Here is a 25,946-nt window from a genome sequence, read left to right on the forward strand (position 1 = left end):
CAAGCAGTGGGAGCCCTTCGGGGTGACTGCGTACCTTTTGTATAATGGGTCAGCGACTTACATTTTGTAGCGAGGTTAACCGTATAGGGGAGCCGTAGGGAAACCGAGTCTTAACTGGGCGTCTAGTTGCAAGGTGTAGACCCGAAACCGGGTGATCTAGCCATGGGCAGGTTGAAGGTTGAGTAACATCAACTGGAGGACCGAACCCACTAACGTTGCAAAGTTAGGGGATGACCTGTGGCTGGGGGTGAAAGGCCAATCAAACTCGGAGATAGCTGGTTCTCCCCGAAAGCTATTTAGGTAGCGCCTCGGACGAATACTACTGGGGGTAGAGCACTGTTTGGACTAGGGGGTCATCCCGACTTACCAACTCCATGCAAACTCCGAATACCAGTAAGTAATATCCGGGAGACACACGGCGGGTGCTAACGTCCGTCGTGAAGAGGGAAACAACCCAGACCGCCGGCTAAGGTCCCAAAGTTCTGGTTAAGTGGGAAACGATGTGGGAAGGCTCAGACAGCTAGGATGTTGGCTTAGAAGCAGCCATCATTTAAAGAAAGCGTAATAGCTCACTAGTCGAGTCGGCCTGCGCGGAAGATGTAACGGGGCTCAAACCAGGCACCGAAGCCGCGGATTCATACTTATGTATGAGTGGTAGGGGAGCGTTCTGTAAGTCTGCGAAGGTGTATCGAGAGGTATGCTGGAGATATCAGAAGTGCGAATGCTGACGTAAGTAACGATAAAGGGGGTGAAAAGCCTCCTCGCCGGAAGACCAAGGGTTCCTGTCCAACGTTAATCGGGGCAGGGTGAGTCGACCCCTAAGGTGAGGCCGAAAGGCGTAATCGATGGGAAGCAGGTTAATATTCCTGCACGACTTGTAATTGCGATGGGGGGACGGAGAAGGCTAGGTGGGCCAGGCGACGGTTGTCCTGGTGAAAGTGCGTAGGTGGTGTTTCTAGGCAAATCCGGAGACACAACACTGAGACACGAGACGAAGCCACTACGGTGGTGAAGCCATTGATGCCCTGCTTCCAGGAAAAGCCTCTAAGCTTCAGATTACAAGTCATCGTACCCCAAACCGACACAGGTGGTCGGGTAGAGAATACCAAGGCGCTTGAGAGAACTCGGGTGAAGGAACTAGGCAAAATAGAACCGTAACTTCGGGAGAAGGTTCGCTCTTGACAGTGAAGTCCCTTGCGGATGGAGCAGTTGGGAGTCGCAGTGACCAGATGGCTGGGACTGTTTATCAAAAACACAGCACTCTGCAAACACGAAAGTGGACGTATAGGGTGTGACACCTGCCCGGTGCCGGAAGGTTAATTGATGGGGTTAGCGCAAGCGAAGCTCTTGATCGAAGCCCCGGTAAACGGCGGCCGTAACTATAACGGTCCTAAGGTAGCGAAATTCCTTGTCGGGTAAGTTCCGACCTGCACGAATGGTGTAACCATGGCCATGCTGTCTCCACCCGAGACTCAGTGAAATCGAATTCGCCGTGAAGATGCGGTGTACCCGCGGCTAGACGGAAAGACCCCGTGAACCTTTACTACAGCTTGGCACTGAACATTGAACCTACATGTGTAGGATAGGTGGGAGGCTTTGAAGGCGTGACGCCAGTTGCGCTGGAGCCGTCCTTGAAATACCACCCTTGTATGTTTGATGTTCTAACGCAGGGCCCTGAATCGGGCTCGCGGACAGTGCCTGGTGGGTAGTTTGACTGGGGCGGTCTCCTCCCAAAGAGTAACGGAGGAGCACGAAGGTTGGCTAATCCTGGTCGGACATCAGGAGGTTAGTGCAATGGCATAAGCCAGCTTAACTGCGAGACGGACAGGTCGAGCAGGTACGAAAGTAGGTCATAGTGATCCGGTGGTTCTGAATGGAAGGGCCATCGCTCAACGGATAAAAGGTACTCCGGGGATAACAGGCTGATACCGCCCAAGAGTTCATATCGACGGCGGTGTTTGGCACCTCGATGTCGGCTCATCACATCCTGGGGCTGAAGTCGGTCCCAAGGGTATGGCTGTTCGCCATTTAAAGTGGTACGCGAGCTGGGTTCAGAACGTCGTGAGACAGTTCGGTCCCTATCTGCCGTGGGCGTTGGATGATTGAAGGGAGTTGCTCCTAGTACGAGAGGACCGGAGTGAACGAACCTCTGGTGTTCGGGTTGTCACGCCAGTGGCACTGCCCGGTAGCTAAGTTCGGAATCGATAACCGCTGAAAGCATCTAAGCGGGAAGCGAGCCCTGAGATGAGTCATCCCTGACCCCTTGAGGGTCCTAAAGGGCCGTTGGAGACCACAACGTTGATAGGTGGGGTGTGTAAGCGCGGCGACGTGTTGAGCTAACCCATACTAATTACCCGTGAGGCTTAACCATACAACACCCAAGAAGTGTTCTAAGGCTTGTAGCAAATCGAAGAACTACTACCTAATTCAGTGATAGCGACCAGCCAATAGGCAAATCGTTATTCACGTCAGCTTTCTGGATTGAAGAATTTGCCTGGCGGCCATAGCGCCGTGGAACCACCTGATCCCATGCCGAACTCAGAAGTGAAACGCGGTAGCGCCGATGGTAGTGTGGCATTCGCCATGCGAGAGTAGGACACTGCCAGGCACCCAACACGAAAAACCCCGCTCATCGAGCGGGGTTTTTTATTATTTGAAATTTGAGTCTTTGGCACTCATCGCCATGTGATAGCCCCCTTATGAGGCTTTTGTTCGATTCCCTCCCCGTATCTTGTCCCGCATTTTTTGCATCGTTTCGCTCGAAACTCATCCATTTATCCCACTGGTTGGATATAAAAAACACAGAATGTGATGCCTCTACCTTTCTTGTGATGCCCGCTCTGCTTTAATTCGTCTGCCCACGTTCGATGGGCCAAGGAATCACAATAATTTGAGGAATGGACACATGTTCAAAAGAACAGTAACGATGATGCTGGCGGCGGGAACCCTGGTATTAGGCGGTTGCGCATCCCATGGTGGTGCAGAGCAGGCGGCAGACAACAGCGACTTCGGTGGCAAGTCCATCTACCTGCGCGGGGAGATGAACGACTGGATGGCGACCGATGAGAGCAAGGTGGTCAAGGTGGCCGACAAGCTCTATATGGCCAAAGGCACGCTCAAGAAAGAGTGGGCTCCCTACAAGTTCAAGTTTGCCGACTCGGGCTGGAGCTGTGGCACCAACTTTGGTTACAAGAGCCCGAGTGACGGTGTCGCCGTGCTGGGTGGGGAAGCCGTGCCGGTCAACCCCTGCTCCAAGTATGAGGACATGAAGTTCTCGCCGGATGCGGATGGGGTCTACGAGTTCTATCTGAATATGGCTGGCGAGACGCCGAGCGTGTACGTCAAGAAACCCTGAGTGCTTCCTAGTCGCTAAATCTTTCAGGAAATGAATCAGTTAAATGCCTCGGCCCAGAAACCTGCTGGCCGGGGCTTTTTTTTAGGATAGAATCGGCGCCCTCATGGCAGTAGCTGTACTATATATTGTGTTATTTTTTGTAAGTGACACTATTGGTTGTGTTTTGTCGCTGTCATGCCGTTGATGCATTCACATAAGGTTGATTGAAAATGGCTAAATCCAACCCGGTGCTGGAGAGTGAACTCGGCTCCCGCCCCATCCCCCTGCAGGAAACGTCCCTCGAGATCTGGGACAGCAAGTATCGTCTCAAGAGCAAGGATGGGGCCCCCATAGATGGCTCCATCGACGAGACCTACCAGCGGGTTGCCCGCGCCCTGGCCGAGCAGGAGCGCGAGCCTGATGCCTGGTATGAGCCCTTCCTGTGGGCGCTGCGCAACGGCGCCATTCCGGCGGGGCGTATCACCTCCAACGCGGGTGCCTTCGAGCACAAGCCGGCCACTTCAACCATCAACTGTACCGTCTCCGGTACCATCGAAGATTCGATGGACGATATCCTCGGCAAGGTGCATGAGGCCGGCCTGACCCTGAAGGCCGGCTGCGGCATCGGTTATGATTTCTCGACCCTGCGCCCGCGCGGCGCCTTCGTCTCGGGTGCCGGTGCCTATACCTCGGGCCCGCTCTCCTTTATGGATATCTATGACAAGATGTGTTTCACCGTCTCGTCAGCCGGCGGTCGCCGCGGCGCCCAGATGGGCACCATGGATATCCGTCATCCCGATGTGATCGAATTCATCCAGGCCAAGCGGGAAGATGGCCGCTTGCGTCAGTTCAACCTCTCCCTGCTCATCACCGAGGATTTCGTCAAGGCGGTGAAAGAGGATGCTCCCTGGTCGCTGATCTTCCCCTACACGGCCAAAGAGGTGGAGCAGGACGGTATTGCGCTGGACGATCCCGAAGTGGTGTTCTGGGCCGACTGGCCCAACAAGGAAGGGGTCGTGTTCAACGAGTTGGGGCAGGTCGCCTGCAAGGTCTACAAGACCATGCCTGCCCGCAAGCTGTGGAACGTCATCATGACCTCCACCTATGACTATGCAGAGCCCGGCTTCATCTTGATCGACAAGGTCAACCAGATGAACAACAACTGGTTCTGTGAAGAGATCCGCGCTACCAACCCCTGCGGTGAGCAGCCCTTGCCCCCCTACGGTGCCTGCCTGCTGGGGTCGGTAAATCTGACCCGGTTTGTGCGCGACCCCTTCACTGAACAGGCGACCTTCGACTGGCAGGGATTTCGCAAGGTGGTGGCCATCTTCACCCGCATGCTGGACAACGTGGTGGAGATCAACCAGCTGCCGCTGCCCAAGCAGCGCGAAGAGATCACAGCCAAGCGCCGTCACGGCATGGGCTTCCTCGGCCTGGGCTCAACCCTCACCATGCTGCAGATAAAATATGGCTCTGCGGCTTCCGTCGCCTTCACCGAGCAGGTATCCCAGGAGCTGGCCATGACTGGCTGGCAGGAGTCCCTCCGTCTTGCGAAAGAGAAGGGGGTTGCCCCCATCATGGAGCAGGAGTTCGAGGTAACCGGCAAGATGCTGCGCCTGCGCCCCGAAATGGCGGCCGATGGCATCAAGCTGGGTGACAAGGTGAAGGGCAAGGTGCTGCATGCGCGCTACAGCCGCTACATGCAGCAGGTGGCCGAGGTAGATCCCGCCCTGGTGGCCGAGCTGGCCGAGGTGGGGGGGCGTTTCACCCACCACAGCAGCATAGCGCCAACCGGCACCATCTCATTGTCGTTGGCCAACAACGCCAGCAACGGTATCGAGCCGAGCTTTGCCCATCACTACAGCCGCAACGTCATCAAGCCGGGCAAAAAGAGCAAGGAGAGCGTGGATGTCTACTCGTTCGAGCTGCTCGCCTACCGCGAGCTGGTGAACCCCGGCGCAATGCCTTACTCGGAGGATGACGCCAGCCGCCTGCCGGGCTACTTCATCACGGCCGACGACATCAGCCCGGCCCAGCACGTGGATATTCAGGCAGCGGCCCAGCGCTGGATTGATTCCTCCATCTCCAAGACCGCCAACGTGCCGACCGATTTCCCGTTCGAGCAGTTCAAGGACATCTACATGTATGCCTCGGACTCGGGGCTCAAGGGCTGTACCACCTTCCGCTTCAACCCTGAGGCCTTCCAGGGCGTGCTGGTGAAGGAGAAGGATCTGGAGAACACTCAGTACGAGTTCACCCTGGAGGATGGCTCCGTCATCTCCGTCAAGGGGAACGAAGAGATCGAATACGATGGCGAGCTGCACACTGCCGCCAACCTCTATGACGCCTTGAAAGAAGGCTATTACGGTAAATTCTGAGAACAGATTATGGTCAAGAAGATCGACAAGAAAATCGTCGCCTACAAGGTGAAAACCCGGGATGAGCCGCAGGAAGATCTGGCTCCGCAGGATGACGTGGTGCACATGCACGAGACGGTGCTGCGGCCGGAGCGGTTGATGGGCACCACCTACAAGCTGAAGACGCCGGAGCATGTCTCCGAGCACTCGCTGTTCATCACCATCAACGACATCATTCTCAACGAGGGCACGGTTCACGAGACCCGCCGCCCGTTCGAGATTTTCATCAACTCCAAGAGCCTGGAACACTATCAGTGGATAGTGGCGCTGACCCGCATCATCTCTGCCGTATTCCGCAAGGGTGGGGATGTCACCTTCCTGGTGGAGGAGCTGAGATCCGTGTTCGATCCCAAGGGCGGCTATTGGAACAAGGGCAAGTATGTTCCCTCCCTTATCGCCGAAATTGGCAACGTGATCGAGACCCATCTCACCGAGATCGGCATGATCAAGCTGCCGGGGCTGGATGAGCATCAGCAGGCGTTTCTGGCCGAGAAACAGGCCGAGCTGAAGGCGGCTCAGGAAGCCGAAGAGCAGCAGGCCGGCAGTGGTTTCCCGGCCAGTGCGGCGCTTTGCTACAAGTGCAATACCAAGGCGCTGGTGCAAAAGGATGGCTGCATGACATGTCTCAACTGCGGTGACTCCAAGTGTGGCTGACAAGCCACTGAGCACTTGAACAAGACCGGCCACAGAGCCGGTCTTTTTTATTGCTGCTTTTCTGTTCGAACGATCCTGCCGCTCAAGCGATTTGTTGCGCGATAGTAAAATCGGGCGTAGCGTTGGGGGTAATAAAACTGTCACGCTCGTGTGGTTTCAATGACATCTGAGATTCACACACGTGGCACCTTCAGTGCCAAGGAGGATGCTTATGGACAATACGGACCGAAAGCTGTTTATCCTGGATACCAACGTTCTGCTTCACGAACCCCTCGCCATCTACTCCTTCAAAGAGCACGACGTGCTCATCCCCATGACGGTGCTGGAAGAGCTCGACAACATCAAGGATCGCCACAAGGATGTCAGCCGCGACGCGCGGGTGGCCATTCGTGCGCTGGAAGACGTGTTCCGCGATGCAACGCCGGAGCAGATCACCCAGGGCGTACCGCTGGCGGGTGAGGCGAGCGGCAATATCTGTATCTTCAGTGACCACCATCTGCCCCAGGATGCCGAGGTGTTCACCGACAAGGAGGCGGACAACCGCATCATCAACGCGGCCCTCTATCTGCAAAAGCATGAGATGAAACGCCAGGTGGTGCTGGTGACCAAGGACATCAACATGCGCCTCAAGGCCAAGGGGGCCGGATTGGCGCACGTCGAGGACTATCGCAGCGATCAGCTGATCGACGATATCCGTCTGCTTGCCAAAGGCTTTCAGGTGGTGCCCGGCAGTTTCTGGGAGCGAGTCGGCGAGTGCGACAGCGAGACCCATGGCCGCGATACCGTCCATGTGATCGACTCAAACTTGCTGGAAGGGGTACACGTCAATCAGTACCTGCTCGACGAGGAGAACTTCTTCGCCGCCCGGGTATTGAGCAACGATGGCCACAAGATCCGCATCAAGGATCTGGGCCGCGAGCGACTGATGTCACGCAAGGCCTGGGGTGTCCATCCAAAGAACGTCTATCAGGGCATGGCGCTCGATGCCCTGCTCGATCCGCACATCGATCTGGTGATCCTGACCGGCCCGGCCGGTTGCGGCAAGACCCTGCTGGCCATGGCCGCCGCATTGGAGCTGGTGATTGAGAAGGGGATTTACGAGAAAGTCATCGTCACCCGCAATACTCCGGAAATCGCCGAGAGCATCGGCTTCCTGCCCGGCACCGAAGAAGAGAAGATGATGCCCTGGCTGGCGGCGGTGACAGATACCCTGGAGGTGCTGCACAAGCAGGACGAGAACATGAGCGGCTCGCTGAGCTACATCATGGAGAAGGCCAACATCCAGTTCAAATCGGTCAACTTCATGCGCGGGCGCAGCATCCAGAATACCTTCGTGCTGCTGGACGAGTGCCAGAACCTGACCGCGTCCCAGATCAAGACCATCATCACCCGTTGCGGCGAGGGGACCAAGATCGTCTGCTCCGGCAACCTGGCCCAGATCGACTCCAACTACCTGAGCCCGGTGACCTCGGGTCTGACCTACATAGTCGAGCGTTTCAAGGATTTCGACGGCAGTGCCAACATCTTCCTGAACGGGGTGGTGCGCAGCAAGCTCGCCTCCTTCGCCGAGGAAAATCTCTGATTTAACTGACTGTCTTCATATGAAAAAGGGGAAGCCAAGCGGCTTCCCCTTTTTTGATCCCATCGCCGGTTAAGCGTCCCAGGGTCATTGCCCAAGGTAGCGCAGCAGGCCGGGATGATCGCTGTTCTGCAGTATATCGGGTGTGCCCTGCAGAGCGATGCGGCCCTCATCGACGAACAGCACCTGATCGGCGATGAGTTGCGCATCTTCCGGATTGTGAGAGACCATCAGCACAGTGATGCCCTGCTCGCAGGCAAGCCTGGCCACCTCCGCCAGCATCTCCCGGCGCAGGGCGGGATCGAGCGCCGAGAAAGGCTCATCCAGCAGCAGCAAGGGCTTGCCACGCACCAATGCGCGCGCCAGCCCGACCCGCTGTTGCTGGCCGCCGGAGAGCTGCTCCGGCAGCCGAGCCAGCATGTCGCCAAGGCCGACCCGCTCTGCGGCCTGTTTCACCTGTGCCTGCTGAGCCGGGCTCAAACGCAGGCCCGGGTGCAGGCCGATGGCGATATTGTCGAACACCGACAGGTGCAGGAAGAGGTTATGATCCTGAAACAGGGTAGTGACCGGCCGCTCGGCAGGCCCCAGCGGCAGCAGATCTTCGCCGTCGAAGCTGAGGGTGCCTGACTCCACCGGCACGAAACCGGCGATCATGCCGAGCAGGGTCGACTTGCCCGCACCGCTTGGCCCTATCAGCGCGGTGATCTCTCCCTTGGGCAGGGTCGCGCTGAAGCTGACTCGCCAATCGGGGTAGCTGGTAACCAGCCCATCAATGTTCAGCATTTTTTCCTCCAAGCCCGCGTTCTACCAGCCAGAACAGGGAAAAACAGAGCGTGAGCAGCAGCAGGGCGGTGGCGGCCGCCTCGGTCAGCCGGTAACTGCCGAGCTGCTGATAGAGCAGCCAGGGAAGGGTGGTGAGCTCCTGGCTGCCAAACATGGCGATGGCGCCGAGATCCCCGAGCGACAGTATCATCGAGAGCGCCATGGCCAGTGCCAGCGGGCGGCGCAGCAGGGGCCACTCCACCAGCCGCAGGCGATGCAGACCGCGCACCCCCAGGCTGTCGGCCAGTCTATCGTACTGGCGCACGACCAGCTGCATGGGGGCTGAGAGGGTGCGCAGCACATAGGGCAGCGCCATCAGGGCGTTGACCAGTACCACCAGCCAGGGGCCGAGGGCAAAGACATCGGTAAAGGGCATGAACATGATGAAGAGGCCAGTGGAGAGCACCACCGCCGGTATCATCAGGATCATGGATCCACTTGCTTCCCACAGAGCTGCGGCACGCCGCTGACGGGTGCGTACCTTGAGGTGACGGCTGGTGAGCAGCAGGCCGCTGCCGAGCAGGGTGGCCAGGGTACCCGCCGCCAGCGCGATCAGCAGCGACTGGCCGCTGGCCTGCCACAGCTGCGCCGAGGCCAGCGCCGTCAGCAGGCCGGGATTGAAACCGGCCACCAGGATTGCCAGCAGAGGCGGCAGGAAGATAGCGAGCCCGGTGCAGAGCGCCACGGCATCCACCAGCACGGTCCCCGGTTGATGGCGATCCGGTCGAAGACAGGGGCGATGGCTGCTGATCCGGCTGGCCGGTGTGGTCTGCAGCTTGTGTTGCAGCAGGAGCAGAGTGGCCGTCAGGATCAGCTGCACCAGCGCCAAGCCGCCGGCGGTGGCGAGGTCGAAATCAAAGCGCAGCGCCTGATAGACGGCCACCTCCAGCGTGGTGGACCTGGGTCCACCCCCCAGCGCCAGCACAGTGGTGAAGCTGGTGAAACAGAGCATGAAGATGAGGCTGGCAAGCCCCGGCAGTATGCCGCGAATGAGCGGCCACTCCAGCAGCCGGAAGATGTGGGAGGAGCGCATGCCCAGCTGACTGGCGAGACGCCAGCTCGATTCGGGGATGCTCTCTATGCTCTGCAGCATGAGGCGCGCCGCCAGCGGCATGTTGAAGAAGACGTGGGCCAGCAGTATGCCAAACAGGCCGTACAGGTAGTTGCCGGGATCCAGCCCCAGGCCGCGCAGCAGCTGCGATAGCCAGCCTTGTTTGCCGTGAACCGCCACTATGCCGAAGATGGCGATGATGACCGGCAGCACCAGGGAGAGCCCAAACAGCTTGAGCAGCAGGAGTCGACCAATGAAGCGGCGCCGCGCCAGCGCTCTTGCCACCGGAATGGCTACACCTAAGCTCAGCAGGGTGGAGAGCAGCGCCTGCCCCAAGCTGAAGCCCAGCACATGGCGCAGATAGGGATCGGCCAGCAGGGTGCGGGGGGCCTGCGAACCGGCCTGCCACAGCAGGGCGACGAGCGGCCCCAGGGACAACAGCAGGATCAAGAGGGTGGCTGCGCTACCCGGCAGCCACCAGAGGGGACGAACCTTGGTGCTCACTGGGTGACGGCTTGCAGCCACTCGCGGATCCAGTTCTTGCGATTGGCGGCCACCTCATCGCTGGTGAAACTCAGCGGCTTGCTGACTGTGATCATCTGCTCGAAGCCCTTGGGCAGCGGCGCATCTGTCACCGGATACATCCAGTTGCCGGCAGGGATCTCCTGCTGGAAGGCGGGGCTTATCATGAACTGCAGAAACTGGTCGGCCAGCTTGCCCTGTTTGGCGCTTTTCAGCTTGGCGGCCACTTCCACCTGACGGTAGTGACCCTCTTCGAAGGCGGCGGCCTGATACTGGGGCTTGTTCTCGGCGAGCAGGTGATAGGCAGGGGAGCTGGTGTAGGAGAGCACCATGTCCGCTTCCCCATCGAGGAACATGCCATAGGCTTCGGACCAGCCCTTGGTCACAGTGACCGTCTTTTTGGCAAGCTCGGTCCAGGCGGCAGGCGCCTGATCGCCATAGACGGACTTCATCCACAGCATCAGCCCCTGACCAGGGGTAGAGGTGCGGGGATCCTGATAGATCACCTTGAGATCCGGACGTTCTACCAGCTCTTTCAGGCTCTTGGGGGGCGCTTTGAGTTTGTCCTTGTTGTAGATGAAGGCGAAGTAGCCGTAGTCATAGGGAACGAAGGTGTCATCCTGCCAGCCACCCGGCACCTTGATGCCATCGAGCTTGGTAGTGTGCGGGGCGAACAGGCCGCTCTGCTTGGCTTCGCTCAACAGGGCATCGTCCAGCCCCAGCACCAGATCGGCCTTGCTGTGCTTGCCTTCCAGCCGCAGCCGATTGAGGATGGCGACGCCATCTTCCAGCGCCACGAGATTGAGGTTGCAACCGCACTCTTTCTCGAATGCCTGCTTGATCTTGGGACCGGGTCCCCATTTGGCGGTGAAGGAGCTGTAGGTATAAACGGTGAGGGTGTCAGCCGCGAAGGCCTGGGTACTGAGCAGGCTGGTGGCAACCAGCAGCAGGGTTTTCATCAAGCGGCACTCCCTGTTAGTAGTGAAGTGCCAACTGAGGAAATGTCATCAATGGCACTTCTTGCTATGAGTCATGAGGTGCCAGCGGATGAGAGCGCAAAAAGTGAGCGCCATGCCTCAAATTCCTCCGCCAGCATTATCTGGATCAGGTTCACGGGTATAATCTCAGCGGTAAACCGCACCCCGTTTGAGAAACGAACCGCATTGTATTAACGTTCTTGGGGGGAGGCCAGCACAATTGTTCCTGCGGGCCATCGAGATGGCTTCGGCATAACAGAGGATGTTCCCGTGATCACCAGTACCAAGGAAAGACGCGCCTTCCAGCGCATGATAATCAACGCCCCCGTCACCGTCTTTCAGCAACAGCAAGTGCTGGAGGGGGTCTGTCGGGATCTCAGCGCCAATGGCATGGGGATTGCCGTCGCCGAGCATCAGCTCGATGTCAGCCAGCCCATCCGGGTCAGTCTGGCTACCAACAACAACCTGTTGCCGCCGTTCGAGGCCCAGGCCCGCATCATTCGGGTGCTGGAGGAGGAGGACGGCCTGCTGCTCGCCATCGAGTTTCAATCCCAGGCCTGAACCGGCGGAAAAAGCCATTGCCTGTTATCGACCAGCTCTTGCTGGTCGATGCTATTTGGCCACCAGTTAAATCCTTGGGTTGCCCACTTGGCTGCTTGTTATCGATCTTTATCCGAATGATCCGTCCCGTGTTTATTCCCTGGCCTGAACTGGCTGAACGTTCAGTTGCTTGCTATCGATAAGCGTCTTGCTGGTCGATGCTATTTGCCCCATCGCAAACTGGCCCGGGCCGGTCGGTTCCAGCAACAGATAGCTTTCGCCTTCCCACATCAATGTCTCGTCGCCCGGTTTGGCTGGCAGGGCGACACCCAGCAGGGCATGCCCCGGCACGAACACCATGGCCTGTTTCAATTCAGGAAAGAGCTGGGCCAGCATGGCCGCCATCAGGGTAACTTTGCTGTCGCAATCCCCCCGGTTCTGCTCCAGCACCTGACGGGGGCTCAAGAAGCCCTTGCCCGAGCGTCCTGACTGGCTGTCGAGCAGTTGATAGGGGATGGCCTGGATGAAGTCGAGCATATGGGCCACCGTCTTCTGGCGAGCCTCAGTCTCGGTAGCCCCCGCCTGTTTGAGCTGTTCGGCCAGCGGGGCCAGCTCGGCCCGGCTTTCCAGTGCGATGCGTACATGATCCTGCTTGATGGCTGGGCCGCCGTCGGGCGGGGTGAAGGGCTGGAAGTAGTGCTGCATGAGCCATTGTGCCTCCAGCTTGCTGCGCTGGCGGGTGGCCCAGGCCAGAGCCTCCCGGGCTTTGTCCTGATTGCGGCTCTTCAGGTGCAGCTTCATATCGGGGCGGGAGAGGGTGAATTGCACCTCGGGAAATTCGGTGCCGGCTTGTTGCAGCAGGCCCTGCAACACGTCCTCCTGCATACGGGCAGGCCGATAGGCGATGAGCGGCGGCAACTTGCCGGCGTCCAGCCGATAGCTGAGTTGCTTTGCCTTGCCCTCCTTGTCTTGCCAGCCGACGTTGAGTTGACCGCCGTTGCTGTTGAAATAAGTCTGTCCGGCACTTGCCGAAAGCGCGAACAACAAGCTGAAAAGCAGGGGGATAGCCGTCGGTCTCTTCATCATCCTTTCCTGTCGGTGGTGTCGTGATAGCCCGCTATCGGCGCCCATGGCGGCGGGATAATAAAACAGGGAGCCAAGGCTCCCTGTTGATTCTACTCGCTTTATTTCTGATGGCTGTGTCTTGTTACAAGGGGATGCGATCAGTTCAGATCCAGCTTGGCTGCTTTGCTTCGAAGGCGCTGATGGTGGCCTCGTGCTGCAGGGTCAGACCGATGGAATCCAGTCCGTTGAGCAGGCAATAGCGACGAAACTCGTCGATCTCGAAACCAAAGCTGAGCTCGCCGGCTCGCACCTGATTGGCTTCCAGGTCCACTTCAATCTGCAGACCCGGGTTGGCCGCGACCAGCTGGAACAGGACATCCACCTCCTCTTCTTTCAACCGCACCGGTACCAGACCGTTGTTGATGGCGTTGCCATAGAAGATATCGGCAAAGCTTGAGGCTATCAGGGTTTTGAAGCCGTAATCCGCCAGTGCCCAGGGGGCGTGCTCACGGCTCGAACCGCAGCCAAAGTTTTCCCGGGCCAGCAAGATGCTGGCACCGGCATAGCGCGGCTGGTTGAGCACGAACTCGGGATTGGGCTGCTGGCCTGCATCATCGAGAAAGCGCCAGTCGTGGAACAGGTGCTTGCCAAAACCGATGCGGTTGACCTTCTGCAAAAACTGCTTGGGAATGATGGCGTCGGTGTCGACGTTGGCGCTGTCGAGGGGAACGGCGATCCCTTTATGTTGTTTGAATCCTGTCATCGCTATTTCCTCTTACAGTGCGCGAATGTCGGCAAAGCGACCGGTGACGGCGGCGGCGGCGGCCATGGCCGGGCTCACCAGATGGGTGCGGCCGGCACGGCCCTGACGCCCTTCGAAGTTGCGGTTGCTGGTGGAGGCGCAGCGCTCCCCCGGTTGCAGCCGGTCGTTGTTCATGGCCAGACACATGGAGCAGCCGGGCAGACGCCATTCAAAACCTGCCTCGAGGAAGATCTTGTCCAGACCCTCGGCTTCGGCCTGGGCCTTCACCTGTTCGGAGCCCGGTACCACCAGCGCTTGTACGCCAGCGGCGACTTTACGGCCACGGGCGATGGCGGCGGCGGCACGCAGATCCTCGATGCGGCTGTTGGTACAGGAACCGATGAACACCTTGTCGATGGCGACATCGGTGAGCTTCTGGCCCGGTTGCAGGTCCATGTAGGCGAGCGCCTTGCGGGCGGATTGCTGCTCCATCAGATCGCTGAAGGATTCCGGTGCCGGGATCGGTTCATTGACGGCAATCACCTGGCCCGGGTTGGTACCCCAGGTGACCTGCGGGGCGATATCGGCGGCGTCGAGGATTACTTCGGCATCGAAGTGAGCGCCCTGGTCGCTCTTGAGGCTCAGCCAGTAGGCGATGGCCTGATCCAGTGATTCACCCTTGGGGGCGAACTCCTTGCCACGGATGTAGTCGATGGTGGTCTGGTCGGGGGCTATCATGCCCGCCTTGGCACCCAGCTCGATGGCCATGTTGCACACCGTCATCCGCCCTTCCATGGAGAGGCCCGCAATGGCCTCGCCAGCGAATTCCACCACGTAGCCGGTACCACCGGCATGGCCAACCTGGCCGATGATGGCCAGCACCACGTCCTTGGCGCTGATACCCTCCGCCAGCTTGCCGTTGACCGAAATGCGCATTGTCTTGGCGCGGCCCTGTTTCAGGGTCTGGGTGGCCATCACATGTTCCACTTCGGAGGTGCCGATACCGAAGGCCAGGGAACCGAAGGCACCGTGGGTGGCGGTGTGGGAGTCGCCGCAGACGATGGTGGTGCCGGGCAATGTGATGCCGAGCTCGGGGCCCATCACATGGACGATCCCCTGATACTTGTGGTTGAGATCGTAGAGGCGAACCCCGAACTCCTTGCAGTTGTCGGCGAGCGTCTCCATCTGGATGCGGGCCATCTCGCCGGAGGCGGCGATGTCCTTGGTGGTGGTGGAGACGTTGTGATCCATGGTTGCCCAGGTCAGATCCGGGCGCCGCAGCGGGCGGTTCATGGCGCGCAGGCCATCGAATGCCTGCGGGCTGGTCACTTCGTGCACCAGGTGGCGGTCGATGTAGATGAGCGGCGTTTCGCCTTCCACTTCGCGTACCACGTGGGCGTCGAATACTTTCTGATAAAGGGTTTTGGCCATTGCTCTGTATTCCTTGTTATGTGCTGGGTGGCTCAGATCCGTGCGGCGATCTGGGTGCCCATGTCGGCGGTACTCTGCACCGGATGGCGAGCATCTGCCTGATGCAGGTCGGCGGTGAAGTATCCCTCTGCCAATGTCTGGGCTACGGCTTGCTCGATGGCTTGAGCGGCGGCTTCCTGTCCCAGGCTGTAGCGCAGCATCAGGGCGGCGGAAAGGATCTGGGCGATGGGATTGGCGATGCCTTTGCCGGCGATATCGGGAGCCGAGCCACCGGCCGGTTCGAACAGGCCAAAACCAGATTCGTTCAGGCTGGCTGAAGGGAGCAGCCCCATGGAGCCGGTGATCATGGCGCACTCGTCAGAGAGGATGTCGCCAAACAGGTTGGAGCAGAGCAGCACGTCGAACTGGGACGGATCCTTGATGAGCTGCATGGTGGCGTTATCTATGTACATGTGGTTCAGCGCCACGTCCGGATAGGATTTGGCGACTTCAGTCACCACCTCGCGCCACAGGATGGAGGAGGCGAGCACGTTGGCCTTGTCGATGGAGGTGACCTTGGCTTTGCGAACACGGGCCGATTCAAACGCTATCCTGGCGATACGCTCAATTTCGAAGCGATGGTACACTTCGGTGTCGAATGCTTTCTCGTTCGCCCCTTCCCCCTCTCGCCCCTTGGGCTGGCCAAAGTAGATGCCGCCGGTGAGCTCGCGCACGCAGGCTATGTCAAAACCGCGATCCGAGATGTCGGCGCGCAGCGGGGAGAACTGCTCGAGACCGGTATAGATACGGGCCGGACGCAGGTTGCAGAACAGCTTGAAGTGGGCACGCAGGGGCAGCAGGGCGCCGCGCTCGGGTTGATCGTTGGGGGCCAGGTGCTCCCACTTGGGGCCACCTACGGAGCCAAACAGCACGGCATCGGCCGCCTCACAGCCCTTGATGGTACTTTGTGGCAGCGGGGTGCCATGGTTGTCGATGGCGATGCCACCCACGTCATGGCGATCATACTCGAGGGAGAAGCCAAACCTGGCCTGCACTTTTTCCAGCACCTTGACGGCCTCGGCCATCACTTCCGGGCCAATGCCGTCACCCGGCAACACTGCGATCCGATAACTGCTCATACTCACACACTCTCCGTATTGATCTTGTCTGTTTTTGTGACGTTGCGTTCCATCTGTTCGGCCACCTGATCGGCGCGCCAGATGCTGTTGATCACGTGGATCAACGCCTGGGCAGAGGACTCTATGATATCGGTAGCCAGGCCCATGCCGTGGAATTTTCGTCCCTTGTATTCGGCGACTATGTCGACCTGGCCGAGGGCATTCTTGCCCTCACCCTTGGCTTTGAGGGCGTATTTGTCGATGCGGATCTCGTAGCCGGTGATGCGGTTGATGCACTGGTAGACCGCATCCACAGGACCATTGCCGGTAGCCGCTTCGCAGACCAGATCCTGCCCGACCTTCAATTTGACCGAGGCGGTGGCCAGCACCGAGCTGCCGCTTTGTACGCCCAGATATTCCAGCTTGAAGTGCTCCGGCTCTTCGTGGATTTGGCTGAAGAAGGCCAGCGCCTCCAGGTCGTAGTCGAATACTTGCCCCTTCTTGTCGGCCAGGGTCAGGAACTTGCCGTAGAGGTGGTCGAGATCGTAGCTGCTCTCGGCATAGCCCATGGACTCCATTCTGTGCTTGATGACGTGACGGCCGGAGCGTGAGGTCATGTTGAGGTTGTTCTGGGGCAGGCCAATGCTCTCCGGGGTGATGATTTCATAGGTGTTCTTCGCCTTGAGCACGCCGTCCTGATGGATGCCTGAGCTGTGGGAGAAGGCGTTGGCCCCGACGATGGCCTTGTTCGGCTGCACCGGCATGTTGCACAGCTGGCTGACCAGGGCGCTGGTGCGATGAATCTCACTGTGGCGGATGTTGGTATGGACCCCAAGCAGATCGGCGCGGGTTTTCAGGATCATCGCGACCTCTTCCAGGGAGCAGTTGCCGGCCCGCTCGCCGATGCCGTTGATGGTGCACTCGATCTGGCGGGCTCCCATCTGCACGGCACCGAGGGAGTTGGCCACCGACAATCCCAGGTCATCGTGGCAGTGCACAGAGATGATGGCCTTGTCGATGTTGGGCACCCGGTTGAACAGGGTCTGGATGATACCGGAGAACTCGGTCGGTACCGTGTAGCCGACGGTATCCGGGATATTGATGGTGCGGGCGCCGGCCTTGATGGCCGCTTCCACCATGCGACAGAGATTATCAATCGGGGTGCGACCCGCATCCTCGCAGGAGAACTCCACATCGTCGGTGTAGCGCAAGGCGTGCTTGATGGCGCTGACCCCCATCTCCAGCACATCCTCGAAGCTCTTTTTCAGCTTGCTCTCGACGTGAATGGAGGAGGTGGAGATAAAGGTATGGATGCGAAAGGCTTCTGCGACCCGCAAGGCTTCACCGGCGGCGTCGATATCCTTGGGCAGGGCGCGGGCGAGGGCGCAGACCCGGCTGTTCTTGATGTGGCGGGCTATGGTCTGCACCGATTGAAAATCGCCGGGGGAGGAGACAGGGAATCCCACTTCCATGATGTCGACACCGAGCCGCTCCAGCGCCTGGGCGATCTGCAGCTTCTCCTTGACGGTCAAACTGGCCGCCAGGGCCTGCTCACCATCGCGCAAGGTGGTGTCGAAAATGATGACCCGATCTGACATGTGACTTCCCTCTTCCTAAGTTCGGTAACGTGCATCCTGCGGCGGCATAAAAAAACCCGTGCAGGGTGCACGGGTTTTTGTAAATTCCGGCTATGCCTGAGCCCGGCTACAAGGATCCCGCGCGACTGGTCGCGATTAGGGAGAGTAGTAGTAGCGGAGCGGCAATATGCATGATGAATCAATCCTTCCAGTCGATAACGCTGTTACCAATATCGAGATTTTTATGCTGTGTCAACCCGGACTCACCGGTTCAATCCGCTGGTTTATTTAATCGGATTGTAAAGGAGTGCAAATTTACTTGTCCCATATTCGGCCCTTGCCCGATTATCTGGTCATTCCTGCTGTACTCGATCATCTATGCAATCAGATCGACTTATCAGTTTTTGCTGAATTATCTGAGGTATCCAATGGAAAAACGCAGACCTGGTCGTCCGGTCGGACGTTCTGACATTCGTGACAAGTTGCTCTGTGCCGCTCGTGAGCGTTTTCTCAATACGCCCTACAGCAAAGTCACTACCCGCGAGATCGCCGAGCTGGCCGGCTCCAATCTGGCGATGATCCATTATTACTTCGGCAGTAAAGAGGGTCTTTACAAGGCAGTGCTGGGCGATGTGGCCGAGCCGCTGGACCAGGCATGGCAAGACGAGATTGGCAACCGCAGCCTCAATGAGCTGCTCAATACCTACTATCAGGTGATGGCGCCCAACAGCGAACTCACTTCCGCCATCTCCAGCGCATTATCGACCGAGAAGAGTCCCGGGCGGGATTTTGTGCTGAATCGTCTGCTGGAACGTCAACTGCCCCAGTTTGATGCCTTGCTGGAGTCCATGAAGAGCAATGGCGAGCTGGGTGACAACCTGGATCCCGAGATGCTGAAGATCTCCTTTCTCAGCATGATGTGGCAGCCGTTCGTGATGAAGGATCTCTACGAGCAGGTGTTTGGTCTGACCGTGGATGAGCACTTCATGGCCCGTTTGGCGGATCACAACTGCCGGCTGATGGAAAACGGCCTGCGCGGCACCCTGAACTGATCATTTGCCTCGCTTGCGGTAAAAAGGGCCATTCGGCCCTTTTTTCATAAATCTGTTATCCCTTGTTCAATTTAGTGTCACTCCATTGCCCTAGTCTGCACAGAGACTTCAGGGAAGGAGGGGTTATGAACAAGATCCAGCAATGGGACCTGCAGGTGTGCCGCATCTGCCTGCTCCACTCCTACAATCGGCCACAGGCCAGGATCAGTCGGCTCATCTCCCGCACCGGTGACGGGCCCCTCTACGCCGTACTGGCGACACTGCTCTGGTGGCAGGGGGAGGCGGAACGTGAACTGGTCGGGGTGGCTCTGCTCGCCTTTGCCATCGAATTGCCGCTCTATCTGCTGCTCAAGAATGCGCTGAAACGCCAGCGGCCGGTGGGCTTGCCGGTTTTCATCACCCCCTCCGATCGTTACAGTCTGCCCTCCGGTCATACCGCAGCCGCCTTTCTGATGGCGACCGTGCTGGCCGCCAGCTTCCCGCTCTGGGCGCCCTTGTTGTTTGTCTGGGCCGCACTGGTGGGGGCATCGCGTCTGTTGCTCGGGGTACATTACCTGAGCGATCTGGTGGCCGGAGCCCTGCTCGGCGGTGGCTGCGCCCTGCTTGCGCTCAGCTGGCATCAGGGATGAGGATACTGTTTGGCGTACAGGGTACCGGCAACGGTCATATCAGCCGCAGCCGTACCCTGGCTCGCGCACTGCGAGCGCAAGGGCTGGAGGTCGATTACCTGTTCAGCGGTCGCCCCGCCGATGGTTACTTCGAGATGGACGAGTTCGGCGACTACCGTACCTTTGCCGGCATCACCTTTGTCAGCCACGAGGGGGCCATTTCTGGCTGGCGTACCCTCAAGGGGCTCTCACCCCTGCGCTTCTGGCGGGATATGCGGGCTCTGGATTGTCGCGATTACGATCTGGTGATCAGCGATTTCGAACCGCTCAGTGCTCACGCAGCCCATCGCTGGGGCAAGCCCAGCCTCACCATCAGCCATCAGGCCAGTTTTGACTGGCCGATCCCGCGTTGGGGCGAGAGCGGCTTCAATCGCCAGCTGATGCGTCATTTTGCCCCGGTTCGCCAGTCCCTCGGACTGCACTGGTTTCACTTTGGTCAGCCACTGCTGCCCCCCATCATAGATCCCATCGTTGCACTGCCCGACAATCAGCAGATCCTGGTCTATCTGCCGTTTGAACAGACTGAAGCCATCGCCGCTCTCTTGTCGCGCTTCAATCAACAGCGTTTCGTCTGCTTTCACCCGGCCATTCGCAGCGCCAGTCAGTGGCGCAACATACGTTTCGAGCCGCAGGCGCGGGAAGGATTCAAGCAGGTGCTGGCAGGTTGCCGGGGTGTCATTACCAACGGGGGATTTGAGCTGGCGTCGGAGGCGCTTTCCCTTGGCAAGAAGCTGCTGGTCAAGCCGCTGGGGGGGCAGTTCGAGCAACTGACCAACAGCAAGACGCTGGAGCTGATGGGGCTGGCCCACTTGATGGATGGACTGGATGCCAATGCGGTACGGGCCTGGCTGGATGCGTCGGCTCCGGGCCAGATCCTCTACCCTGATGTGGCGGGCGAGCTGGCGAGCTGGCTCGCAGCCGGGGCAGAGGAGAGCGTGGCACAGCTCTCGCGCCGACTGTGGGCTCGCACCCTGTTTCCGGAAGAGGTGTGCGATCGTTTGAGTGAGCTGGAAGGGGGCTGCGCATTAAACAGCACTTGGTTATCGCAAGTGAGCGCCTTTGACTAGACTGAAAGGGATCCCACCAAGGAGAGGACGGACACAATGCGCTTTACCAATGAAAACGGCGATACCATGACACTGGCAGACAATCTGACACTGCACGAGCTGCTGGACATGGGGGTCAGCATCTCGGTCTGTGAAGAGACGGATCCGGATCAACAGATCTGGCTGGCGGAGCCGGAAGACGAACAGTAAGTCTGTGCTCTGCTCGACGGCCCACCCCGACGGGTGGGCTATTTTTTCTTGTTTTTCTCATAGTGACAGCATGATCCGCTAGCCAGTCCCCCATCTTCCCCGCTTTGTTCCCACCCTTTTCACCAAGTCACTGAATGTTAATAGCTGTTTGAAATTTATGACTGTTCTGGTCAGACAAAGCCGTGGACAAGCGTTCGCAAGCGGGTTAAGTTGGATTTTCACCCGCTTTTCGGGTGAATGATGGAAAAAACCTATTTTTCTACTATCGACGGCACCGAACTCGCCAGGCCCGTATTCAGACAACAACAAGACACGGGGCCGGCGCTGCCGGGAAGCAGCGGACTGTCGATAGCTTTCGCTTAACGGAGCAAAGCCTGGAGGGCTTTATCATGGAGATGTTATCAGGCGCCCAGATGGTGGTTAGAGCGCTGGAAGATCAGGGAGTTGAGCACGTTTTCGGCTACCCTGGTGGCTCAGTGCTCGACATCTATGACGCTCTCTTTGAAAACGGCAAGATGGAGCATGTCCTGGTGCGGCACGAGCAAGCCGCGGTGCATATGGCGGACGGTTACGCCCGCTCCACCGGCAAGGTGGGCACAGTGCTGGTGACCTCGGGTCCTGGCGCGACCAACTGCATCACGGGGATCGCGACCGCCTACATGGACTCCATCCCCCTGGTGATCCTGTCCGGTCAGGTACCGACCAGCATGATCGGGGAGGATGCATTCCAGGAGACCGACATGATCGGCATCTCCCGTCCTGTGGTGAAGCACAGCTTCCTGTGCAAGAAAGCCAGCGACATTCCCGATGCCATCAAGAAGGCCTACTACATTGCCGCCAGCGGCCGCCCGGGGCCTGTGGTGGTGGATCTGCCCAAAGACGTGCAGAACCCGAAAGAGAAATTTCCCTATCAGTATCCCGAGTCCGTCTCGCTGCGCTCCTACAATCCGACCAAGGCCGGACACAAGGGCCAGATCAAGAGGGCCGCCAAATTGCTGGTAGATGCGCAACGCCCTGTGATGTACGTGGGTGGCGGTGCCATCAATGCCAATGCGGATCATCTGGTGACCAAGCTGGCCGAGCTGTTGAACCTGCCGGTGACCACCACCCTGATGGGGCTGGGAGCCTTCTCTGGCACCCATCCGCAGTTTGTCGGCATGCTGGGGATGCACGGCACCTTCGAAGCCAACAAGACAATGCACAATGCGGATCTGATTTTTGCCGTGGGTGCCCGCTTCGATGATCGCGTCACCAACAACGTGGCCAAGTTTTGTCCCAATGCCACCATAGTGCACATCGATATCGATCCCACTTCCATCTCCAAGACGGTACAGGCCCATGTGCCCATCGTCGGCTCGGTGGAAACCGTGCTGGAGCAGATGCTGGAAGTGATCCGCGAGTGCGGTTTTGATAATGACAAGCAGGCTCTGGCAGACTGGTGGAGCCAGATCGCCCAGTGGCGTTCCCGCAACTGCCTGGCCTATGAGACCCACCCCACCCTGATCAAGCCGCAGCAGGTGATCGAGACCCTGTACAAGGTGACCAAGGGGGAGGCATTCGTTGCCTCCGACGTGGGCCAGCACCAGATGTTCGCCGCCCTCTATTACCCCTTTGCCAAGCCGCGCCAGTGGATAAACTCCGGAGGCCTCGGCACCATGGGCTTCGGTATTCCGGCCGCCATGGGCGCCCAGTTTGCCAATCCCGGGGCTGTGGTCTGCTGCGTGACCGGTGACGGTTCGGTGCAGATGAACATTCAGGAGCTCTCCACCTGTATGCAGTACGGTGTGCCCATCAAGATCATCTCCATCAACAACCGCGCCCTTGGCATGGTCAAGCAGTGGCAGAAGATGTTCTATGGCGGTCGCCACAGCCACTCCTACATGGAATCCCTGCCCGACTTCGTCAAGCTGGCGGAAGCCTACGGCCACGTCGGTATCGCGGTGAGCGATCCGGCGGAGCTGGAGAGCGCCATGGAGAAAGCCTTTGCCATCAAGGATCGGCTGGTGTTCATGGATATCTCGGTCGATCCGGATGAGCATGTCTACCCGATGCAGATCAAGTTTGGTGCCATGGATGAGATGTGGCTGAGCAAGACGGAGAGAACCTGATGAGACATATAATTTCCGTTCTGCTGGAGAACGAATCCGGCGCCCTGAGCCGCGTGGTGGGCCTCTTCTCCCAGCGCGGCTACAACATCGAGACCCTGACGGTGGCCCCCACCGAGGATCCCACCCTGTCGCGCATGACAATCGTCACCATGGGTGACGAGCGTGTGCTGGAGCAGATCCAGAAGCAACTGCACAAGCTGGTGGACGTGCTCAAGGTGTGTGACCTGAGCGAAGGGGAGCATATCGAGCGGGAGATTGCGCTGGTCAAGGCGCGCGCCGCCGGTGGTGCTCGCGACGAGCTGAAACGGCTGGCGGACATCTTCCGTGGCCAGATCGTCGACGTGACCCCGGAGCAGTACACTGTGCAGCTGGTGGGCACCAGCGAGAAGCTGGATGCCTTCATCAAGACCGCAGCCCAGACCAACGAGATCATCGAAGTGGTGCGCTCCGGCGTCTGTGGCATCTCCCGGGCGGACAAGGCACTGCGCCCCTGATTGTTCGGCAGGTGGATTTGTTATCCCAAAGGGGCTCTTCGGAGCCCTTTTTCACGGGCGCAAGTTGGGCCAGGGGGAAGTGCAGGTCTGTCATTTTATTTCAAATGATCAGTAAACTATCCACAAAAGCTGTGGAAAACTCTGTAGATTAGCGGTGTGTCTAGTGTTAGTGAGCTGATCTTAAAGGGGTATTTGGATCTGATCTCTGTTGGGGTGCAATTGTGCAATCCCCTGTGGCGGGTGTGAGTGTTTGCTTATCCTGCCAGCCTTGCCAGACAAGCCATGGAGAGAGGCATAGTGATCCGGTCAGGATCCTGATTTGATCTTGCGGATCAACATGTCGCCCGCCCACTATAAAAAAACCCGCCTCTCGGCGGGTTTTTCACAGGGTCGGCTGAGGGGCGATTACTCGGCCTGAGCTGCCTGGATACCGGTCAGGGCGATGGTGTAGACGATGTCGTCAACCAGGGCGCCACGGGACAGGTCGTTGACCGGCTTGCGCATGCCTTGCAGCATGGGGCCGATGGAGACCAGATCAGCGGAGCGCTGTACCGCCTTGTAGGTGGTGTTGCCTGTGTTCAGATCCGGGAAGACGAACACGGTAGCTTTACCTGCAACCGGTGAGTTAGGGGCCTTGGACTTGGCCACGTTCTCCATGATGGCCGCATCGTATTGCAGCGGACCGTCGATGATGAGGTCGGGGCGCTTGGCCTTGGCCAACTCGGTCGCTTCACGCACTTTCTCTACATCGGCACCGGCGCCAGAGGTACCGGTAGAGTAGGAGATCATGGCGACGCGCGGCTCGATGCCGAAGGCGGCAGCGGAGTCGGCGGACTGGATGGCGATCTCGGCCAGCTGCTCGGCAGTCGGATCCGGGTTGATGGCGCAGTCACCGTACACCAGCACCTGATCAGGCAGCAGCATGAAGAAGATGGAGGAGATCAGGGAAGAGCCCGGGGCAGTCTTGATGATCTGCATCGGCGGACGGATGGTGTTGGCGGTGGTGTGTACCGCGCCGGATACCAGACCGTCTACTTCGCCACGCTCCAGCATCATGGTGCCCAGCACCACGTTGTCTTCCAGCTGTTCGCGGGCAACCACTTCGGTCATGCCCTTGTTCTTACGCAGTTCGACCAGACGCGGCACATAGCGCTCGCGCACTTCCAGCGGGTCGATGATCTCTACACGGTCGGTCAGCACCACACCCTGCTGCTCTGCAACGCGACGGATCTCTTCCGGGTTACCCAGCAGCACAGGACGGGCGATACCACGCTCGGCACAGATGGAAGCTGCCTTGATGGTACGCGGCTCCTCGCCTTCCGGCAGCACGACACGCTTGTTGGCCTGACGGGCCAGCTCGGTCAGCTGATAACGGAACGCCGGCGGGCTCAGACGACGGGAACGGGTAGACTTGGCTGAGAGAGACTCGATCCAGTGCTTGTCGATGTGGCCAGCCACATAGTCCTGCACCAGCTCGATACGCTCGCGGTCATCTTCCGGAATGTCGACGTTGAAGTTTTGCAGGCTGACGGCGGTCTGCCAGGTGTTGGTGCCAGTGATCATGATCGGCAGGCCGGTGGCCATGGCCTGTTGGCACAGGGCCATCACTTGCGGCTCGGGATGATAGTTGCCGGTCAGCAGCAGTGCGCCCAGCTTGACGCCGTTCATGGCGGAGAGGCAGGCGGAGACGATGACGTCGGAACGGTCGCCGGAGGTGACCAGCAGGCTGCCAGGACGGAAGTGCTCAACCATGTTGTGGATGGAGCGGGCACAGAAGGTCACGGTTTGCAGGCGACGGCTGTCCAGCTCACCCTTGTGCAGGATCTTGGCGGCCAGATGTTTGGCGAGATCCTTGGCGCGCGGGGCGATCAGCTGGGTATTCCAGGGGATGCAACCCAGGATGCGCAGCGGGCTCTTGCCGAACACTTGCAGCACTTCCAGATTGTGGGCCGCTTCAGAAGCGTGGTGGTGCGCCTCGAACATCTCGGTCAGGTCGGGGCGGGTCACGCCGTGCTCGTCAACCGGAGCGCCTACCTTGTTGATGACGCAACCAACGATACGGGGGTTGTTGACGCCACCGAAGTTGGAGCAGGCCAGCTCGATGCGCTCTTTGAGCTTCTGGCTGGAGTCGTTGCCCGGATGGGTCACGAACACCATGTCGGCATCCAGCGCCTTGGCGACGTCATAGTTCAGCTTGTTGGCAAACGGCTGCTTGTCGGTCGGTACCATGCCTTCGATGACCAGCACTTCGGCACCGCTGGCCTTCACGTGCTCTTCAAAGCGAGCCACTATCTCTTCCAGCAGGATGTCGGTGTTGCTGGAGGTGATCATGTTCTCGGCGTAGGAGAGGGCGAATGGCTCGGGCGGGTTGATGTTGGCAGCAGCGCGGATCACGGCGGTGGAGCGCTCGGTACCGGTTTCACCCGGACGCGGCTGAGCGACCGGTTTGAAGAAGCTGACATTGACACCGTGACGTTCCATGGCGCGGACAACGCCAAGACTCACGGAAGTTACGCCGACACCAGTGCCGACCGGGATAAGCATAATAGTGCGTGCCACT

General features: G+C 58.9%; 20 protein-coding genes, 2 rRNA genes and 1 riboswitch (1 of these 23 cut by a window edge). Of the genes, 13 read left to right on the forward strand and 9 right to left on the reverse strand.

The genetic code is table 11. The annotated features are described in order from the left end of the window. The 6 genes from AC1P02_RS09360 to AC1P02_RS09385 all read left to right on the forward strand — a co-directional run. Positions 1-2,371, forward strand: a 23S ribosomal RNA gene (locus tag AC1P02_RS09360) (it extends 519 nt beyond the left edge of the window). A 122-nt stretch (positions 2,372-2,493) separates the two neighbouring features. Then, a 5S ribosomal RNA gene (gene rrf / locus AC1P02_RS09365) occupies positions 2,494-2,608 on the forward strand. Between the two features lie 297 nt (positions 2,609-2,905). After that, a complete protein-coding gene (locus tag AC1P02_RS09370; RefSeq protein ID WP_265430455.1) occupies positions 2,906-3,355 on the forward strand; it encodes an early set domain-containing protein in 450 nt (149 codons plus the stop codon). Between the two features lie 209 nt (positions 3,356-3,564). Continuing rightward, the gene (locus tag AC1P02_RS09375) at positions 3,565-5,712 is read left to right on the forward strand and encodes an adenosylcobalamin-dependent ribonucleoside-diphosphate reductase (protein WP_485185140.1); all 2,148 of its coding nucleotides are present in this window, start codon (positions 3,565-3,567) and stop codon (positions 5,710-5,712) included. A gap of 9 nt (positions 5,713-5,721) precedes the next feature. Then, positions 5,722-6,405, forward strand: coding sequence for a TSCPD domain-containing protein (locus AC1P02_RS09380; protein WP_059113114.1), 684 nt, complete (start codon positions 5,722-5,724; stop codon positions 6,403-6,405). 211 nt (positions 6,406-6,616) lie between these two features. Then, the gene (locus tag AC1P02_RS09385; RefSeq protein WP_043556002.1) at positions 6,617-7,987 is read left to right on the forward strand and encodes a PhoH family protein; all 1,371 of its coding nucleotides are present in this window, start codon (positions 6,617-6,619) and stop codon (positions 7,985-7,987) included. A gap of 84 nt (positions 7,988-8,071) precedes the next feature. On the opposite strand, the gene thiQ is transcribed toward AC1P02_RS09385, so the two are convergent. The 3 genes from thiQ to thiB are packed head-to-tail and all read right to left on the reverse strand — an operon-like array spanning position 8,072 to position 11,338. Then, positions 8,072-8,767, reverse strand: a complete 696-nt coding sequence (thiQ, locus tag AC1P02_RS09390) for a thiamine ABC transporter ATP-binding protein (protein WP_034523917.1) — start codon at positions 8,765-8,767, stop codon at positions 8,072-8,074. After that, positions 8,754-10,361 carry a thiamine/thiamine pyrophosphate ABC transporter permease gene (gene thiP / locus AC1P02_RS09395; RefSeq protein ID WP_485185439.1) on the reverse strand — a complete coding sequence of 536 codons (1,608 nt, stop codon included), beginning with the start codon at positions 10,359-10,361 and terminating at the stop codon, positions 8,754-8,756. Before thiP ends, thiQ begins: the two co-directional genes overlap by 14 nt. After that, entirely contained in the window at positions 10,358-11,338 is a 981-nt protein-coding gene (gene thiB, locus AC1P02_RS09400; RefSeq protein ID WP_485185143.1) for a thiamine ABC transporter substrate binding subunit, read from the reverse strand. The genes thiP and thiB overlap by 4 nt, the downstream gene beginning before the upstream one ends. Positions 11,339-11,443: 105 nt before the next feature. Further along, a riboswitch (TPP riboswitch) is annotated at positions 11,444-11,534 on the reverse strand. A 92-nt stretch (positions 11,535-11,626) separates the two neighbouring features. Between thiB and AC1P02_RS09405 the strand changes: the two genes are divergently transcribed. Further along, positions 11,627-11,917 (forward strand): PilZ domain-containing protein, encoded by a 291-nt coding sequence (locus AC1P02_RS09405; RefSeq protein WP_021139767.1) that lies wholly within the window; start codon positions 11,627-11,629, stop codon positions 11,915-11,917. A 132-nt stretch (positions 11,918-12,049) separates the two neighbouring features. Here the strand turns inward: AC1P02_RS09405 and AC1P02_RS09410 are convergent, their stop codons facing one another. From AC1P02_RS09410 to leuA, 5 genes are all read right to left on the reverse strand, one after another. Continuing rightward, on the reverse strand, positions 12,050-12,979 hold the full coding sequence (locus AC1P02_RS09410; protein ID WP_485185440.1) for a transglutaminase-like domain-containing protein: 930 nt from the start codon (positions 12,977-12,979) through the stop codon (positions 12,050-12,052). A 145-nt stretch (positions 12,980-13,124) separates the two neighbouring features. Then, positions 13,125-13,724 (reverse strand): 3-isopropylmalate dehydratase small subunit, encoded by a 600-nt coding sequence (leuD, locus tag AC1P02_RS09415; RefSeq protein WP_485185145.1) that lies wholly within the window; start codon positions 13,722-13,724, stop codon positions 13,125-13,127. Between the two features lie 12 nt (positions 13,725-13,736). After that, entirely contained in the window at positions 13,737-15,134 is a 1,398-nt protein-coding gene (gene leuC, locus AC1P02_RS09420; protein ID WP_485185147.1) for a 3-isopropylmalate dehydratase large subunit, read from the reverse strand. Positions 15,135-15,166: 32 nt separating this feature from the next. Then, positions 15,167-16,252 carry a 3-isopropylmalate dehydrogenase gene (gene leuB / locus AC1P02_RS09425; protein ID WP_059113121.1) on the reverse strand — a complete coding sequence of 362 codons (1,086 nt, stop codon included), beginning with the start codon at positions 16,250-16,252 and terminating at the stop codon, positions 15,167-15,169. 2 nt (positions 16,253-16,254) lie between these two features. Next, the gene (gene leuA, locus AC1P02_RS09430) at positions 16,255-17,829 is read right to left on the reverse strand and encodes a 2-isopropylmalate synthase (protein WP_113721316.1); all 1,575 of its coding nucleotides are present in this window, start codon (positions 17,827-17,829) and stop codon (positions 16,255-16,257) included. Positions 17,830-18,236: 407 nt separating this feature from the next. Here leuA and AC1P02_RS09435 point away from each other — a divergent pair, with 407 nt between their 5' ends. From AC1P02_RS09435 to ilvN, 6 genes are all read left to right on the forward strand, one after another. Beyond that, positions 18,237-18,860, forward strand: coding sequence for a TetR/AcrR family transcriptional regulator (locus tag AC1P02_RS09435; protein WP_021139763.1), 624 nt, complete (start codon positions 18,237-18,239; stop codon positions 18,858-18,860). Positions 18,861-18,985: 125 nt separating this feature from the next. Then, positions 18,986-19,489, forward strand: coding sequence for a phosphatase PAP2 family protein (locus tag AC1P02_RS09440; protein WP_021139762.1), 504 nt, complete (start codon positions 18,986-18,988; stop codon positions 19,487-19,489). Then, positions 19,486-20,595: an MJ1255/VC2487 family glycosyltransferase gene (locus AC1P02_RS09445; RefSeq protein ID WP_034283657.1), complete on the forward strand. Its 1,110-nt coding sequence runs from the start codon at positions 19,486-19,488 to the stop codon at positions 20,593-20,595. The genes AC1P02_RS09440 and AC1P02_RS09445 overlap by 4 nt, the downstream gene beginning before the upstream one ends. 36 nt (positions 20,596-20,631) lie before the next feature. Continuing rightward, complete coding sequence (locus AC1P02_RS09450; protein WP_010673158.1) at positions 20,632-20,784, forward strand: hypothetical protein; 153 nt, start codon at positions 20,632-20,634, stop codon at positions 20,782-20,784. Positions 20,785-21,173: 389 nt separating this feature from the next. Further along, entirely contained in the window at positions 21,174-22,892 is a 1,719-nt protein-coding gene (locus AC1P02_RS09455; RefSeq protein WP_058393639.1) for an acetolactate synthase 3 large subunit, read from the forward strand. Next, positions 22,892-23,386, forward strand: coding sequence for an acetolactate synthase small subunit (gene ilvN, locus AC1P02_RS09460; RefSeq protein ID WP_005311605.1), 495 nt, complete (start codon positions 22,892-22,894; stop codon positions 23,384-23,386). Before AC1P02_RS09455 ends, ilvN begins: the two co-directional genes overlap by 1 nt. A gap of 405 nt (positions 23,387-23,791) precedes the next feature. Here ilvN and pta read toward each other — a convergent pair whose 3' ends face one another. Then, positions 23,792-25,945, reverse strand: a complete 2,154-nt coding sequence (gene pta / locus AC1P02_RS09465; protein WP_042467240.1) for a phosphate acetyltransferase — start codon at positions 25,943-25,945, stop codon at positions 23,792-23,794. Position 25,946: the final 1 nt, after the last annotated feature.

The sequence above is a fragment of the Aeromonas sp. TS_SC_11 genome, from assembly GCF_057318915.1.

Bases quoted from the DNA above. Each gene is read 5' to 3' on its own strand.
- AC1P02_RS09370 (WP_265430455.1), top strand. From the start codon at position 2,906: ATGTTCAAAAGAACAGTAACGATGATGCTGGCGGCGGGAACCCTGGTA.
- AC1P02_RS09375 (WP_485185140.1), top strand. From the start codon at position 3,565: ATGGCTAAATCCAACCCGGTGCTGGAGAGTGAACTCGGCTCCCGCCCC.
- AC1P02_RS09380 (WP_059113114.1), top strand. From the start codon at position 5,722: ATGGTCAAGAAGATCGACAAGAAAATCGTCGCCTACAAGGTGAAAACC.
- AC1P02_RS09385 (WP_043556002.1), top strand. From the start codon at position 6,617: ATGGACAATACGGACCGAAAGCTGTTTATCCTGGATACCAACGTTCTG.
- thiQ (WP_034523917.1), bottom strand. From the start codon at position 8,767: ATGCTGAACATTGATGGGCTGGTTACCAGCTACCCCGATTGGCGAGTC.
- thiB (WP_485185143.1), bottom strand. From the start codon at position 11,338: ATGAAAACCCTGCTGCTGGTTGCCACCAGCCTGCTCAGTACCCAGGCC.
- AC1P02_RS09410 (WP_485185440.1), bottom strand. From the start codon at position 12,979: ATGAAGAGACCGACGGCTATCCCCCTGCTTTTCAGCTTGTTGTTCGCG.
- leuD (WP_485185145.1), bottom strand. From the start codon at position 13,724: ATGACAGGATTCAAACAACATAAAGGGATCGCCGTTCCCCTCGACAGC.
- leuC (WP_485185147.1), bottom strand. From the start codon at position 15,134: ATGGCCAAAACCCTTTATCAGAAAGTATTCGACGCCCACGTGGTACGC.
- leuB (WP_059113121.1), bottom strand. From the start codon at position 16,252: ATGAGCAGTTATCGGATCGCAGTGTTGCCGGGTGACGGCATTGGCCCG.
- leuA (WP_113721316.1), bottom strand. From the start codon at position 17,829: ATGTCAGATCGGGTCATCATTTTCGACACCACCTTGCGCGATGGTGAG.
- AC1P02_RS09435 (WP_021139763.1), top strand. From the start codon at position 18,237: ATGGAAAAACGCAGACCTGGTCGTCCGGTCGGACGTTCTGACATTCGT.
- AC1P02_RS09440 (WP_021139762.1), top strand. From the start codon at position 18,986: ATGAACAAGATCCAGCAATGGGACCTGCAGGTGTGCCGCATCTGCCTG.
- AC1P02_RS09445 (WP_034283657.1), top strand. From the start codon at position 19,486: ATGAGGATACTGTTTGGCGTACAGGGTACCGGCAACGGTCATATCAGC.
- AC1P02_RS09450 (WP_010673158.1), top strand. From the start codon at position 20,632: ATGCGCTTTACCAATGAAAACGGCGATACCATGACACTGGCAGACAAT.
- AC1P02_RS09455 (WP_058393639.1), top strand. From the start codon at position 21,174: ATGGAGATGTTATCAGGCGCCCAGATGGTGGTTAGAGCGCTGGAAGAT.
- ilvN (WP_005311605.1), top strand. From the start codon at position 22,892: ATGAGACATATAATTTCCGTTCTGCTGGAGAACGAATCCGGCGCCCTG.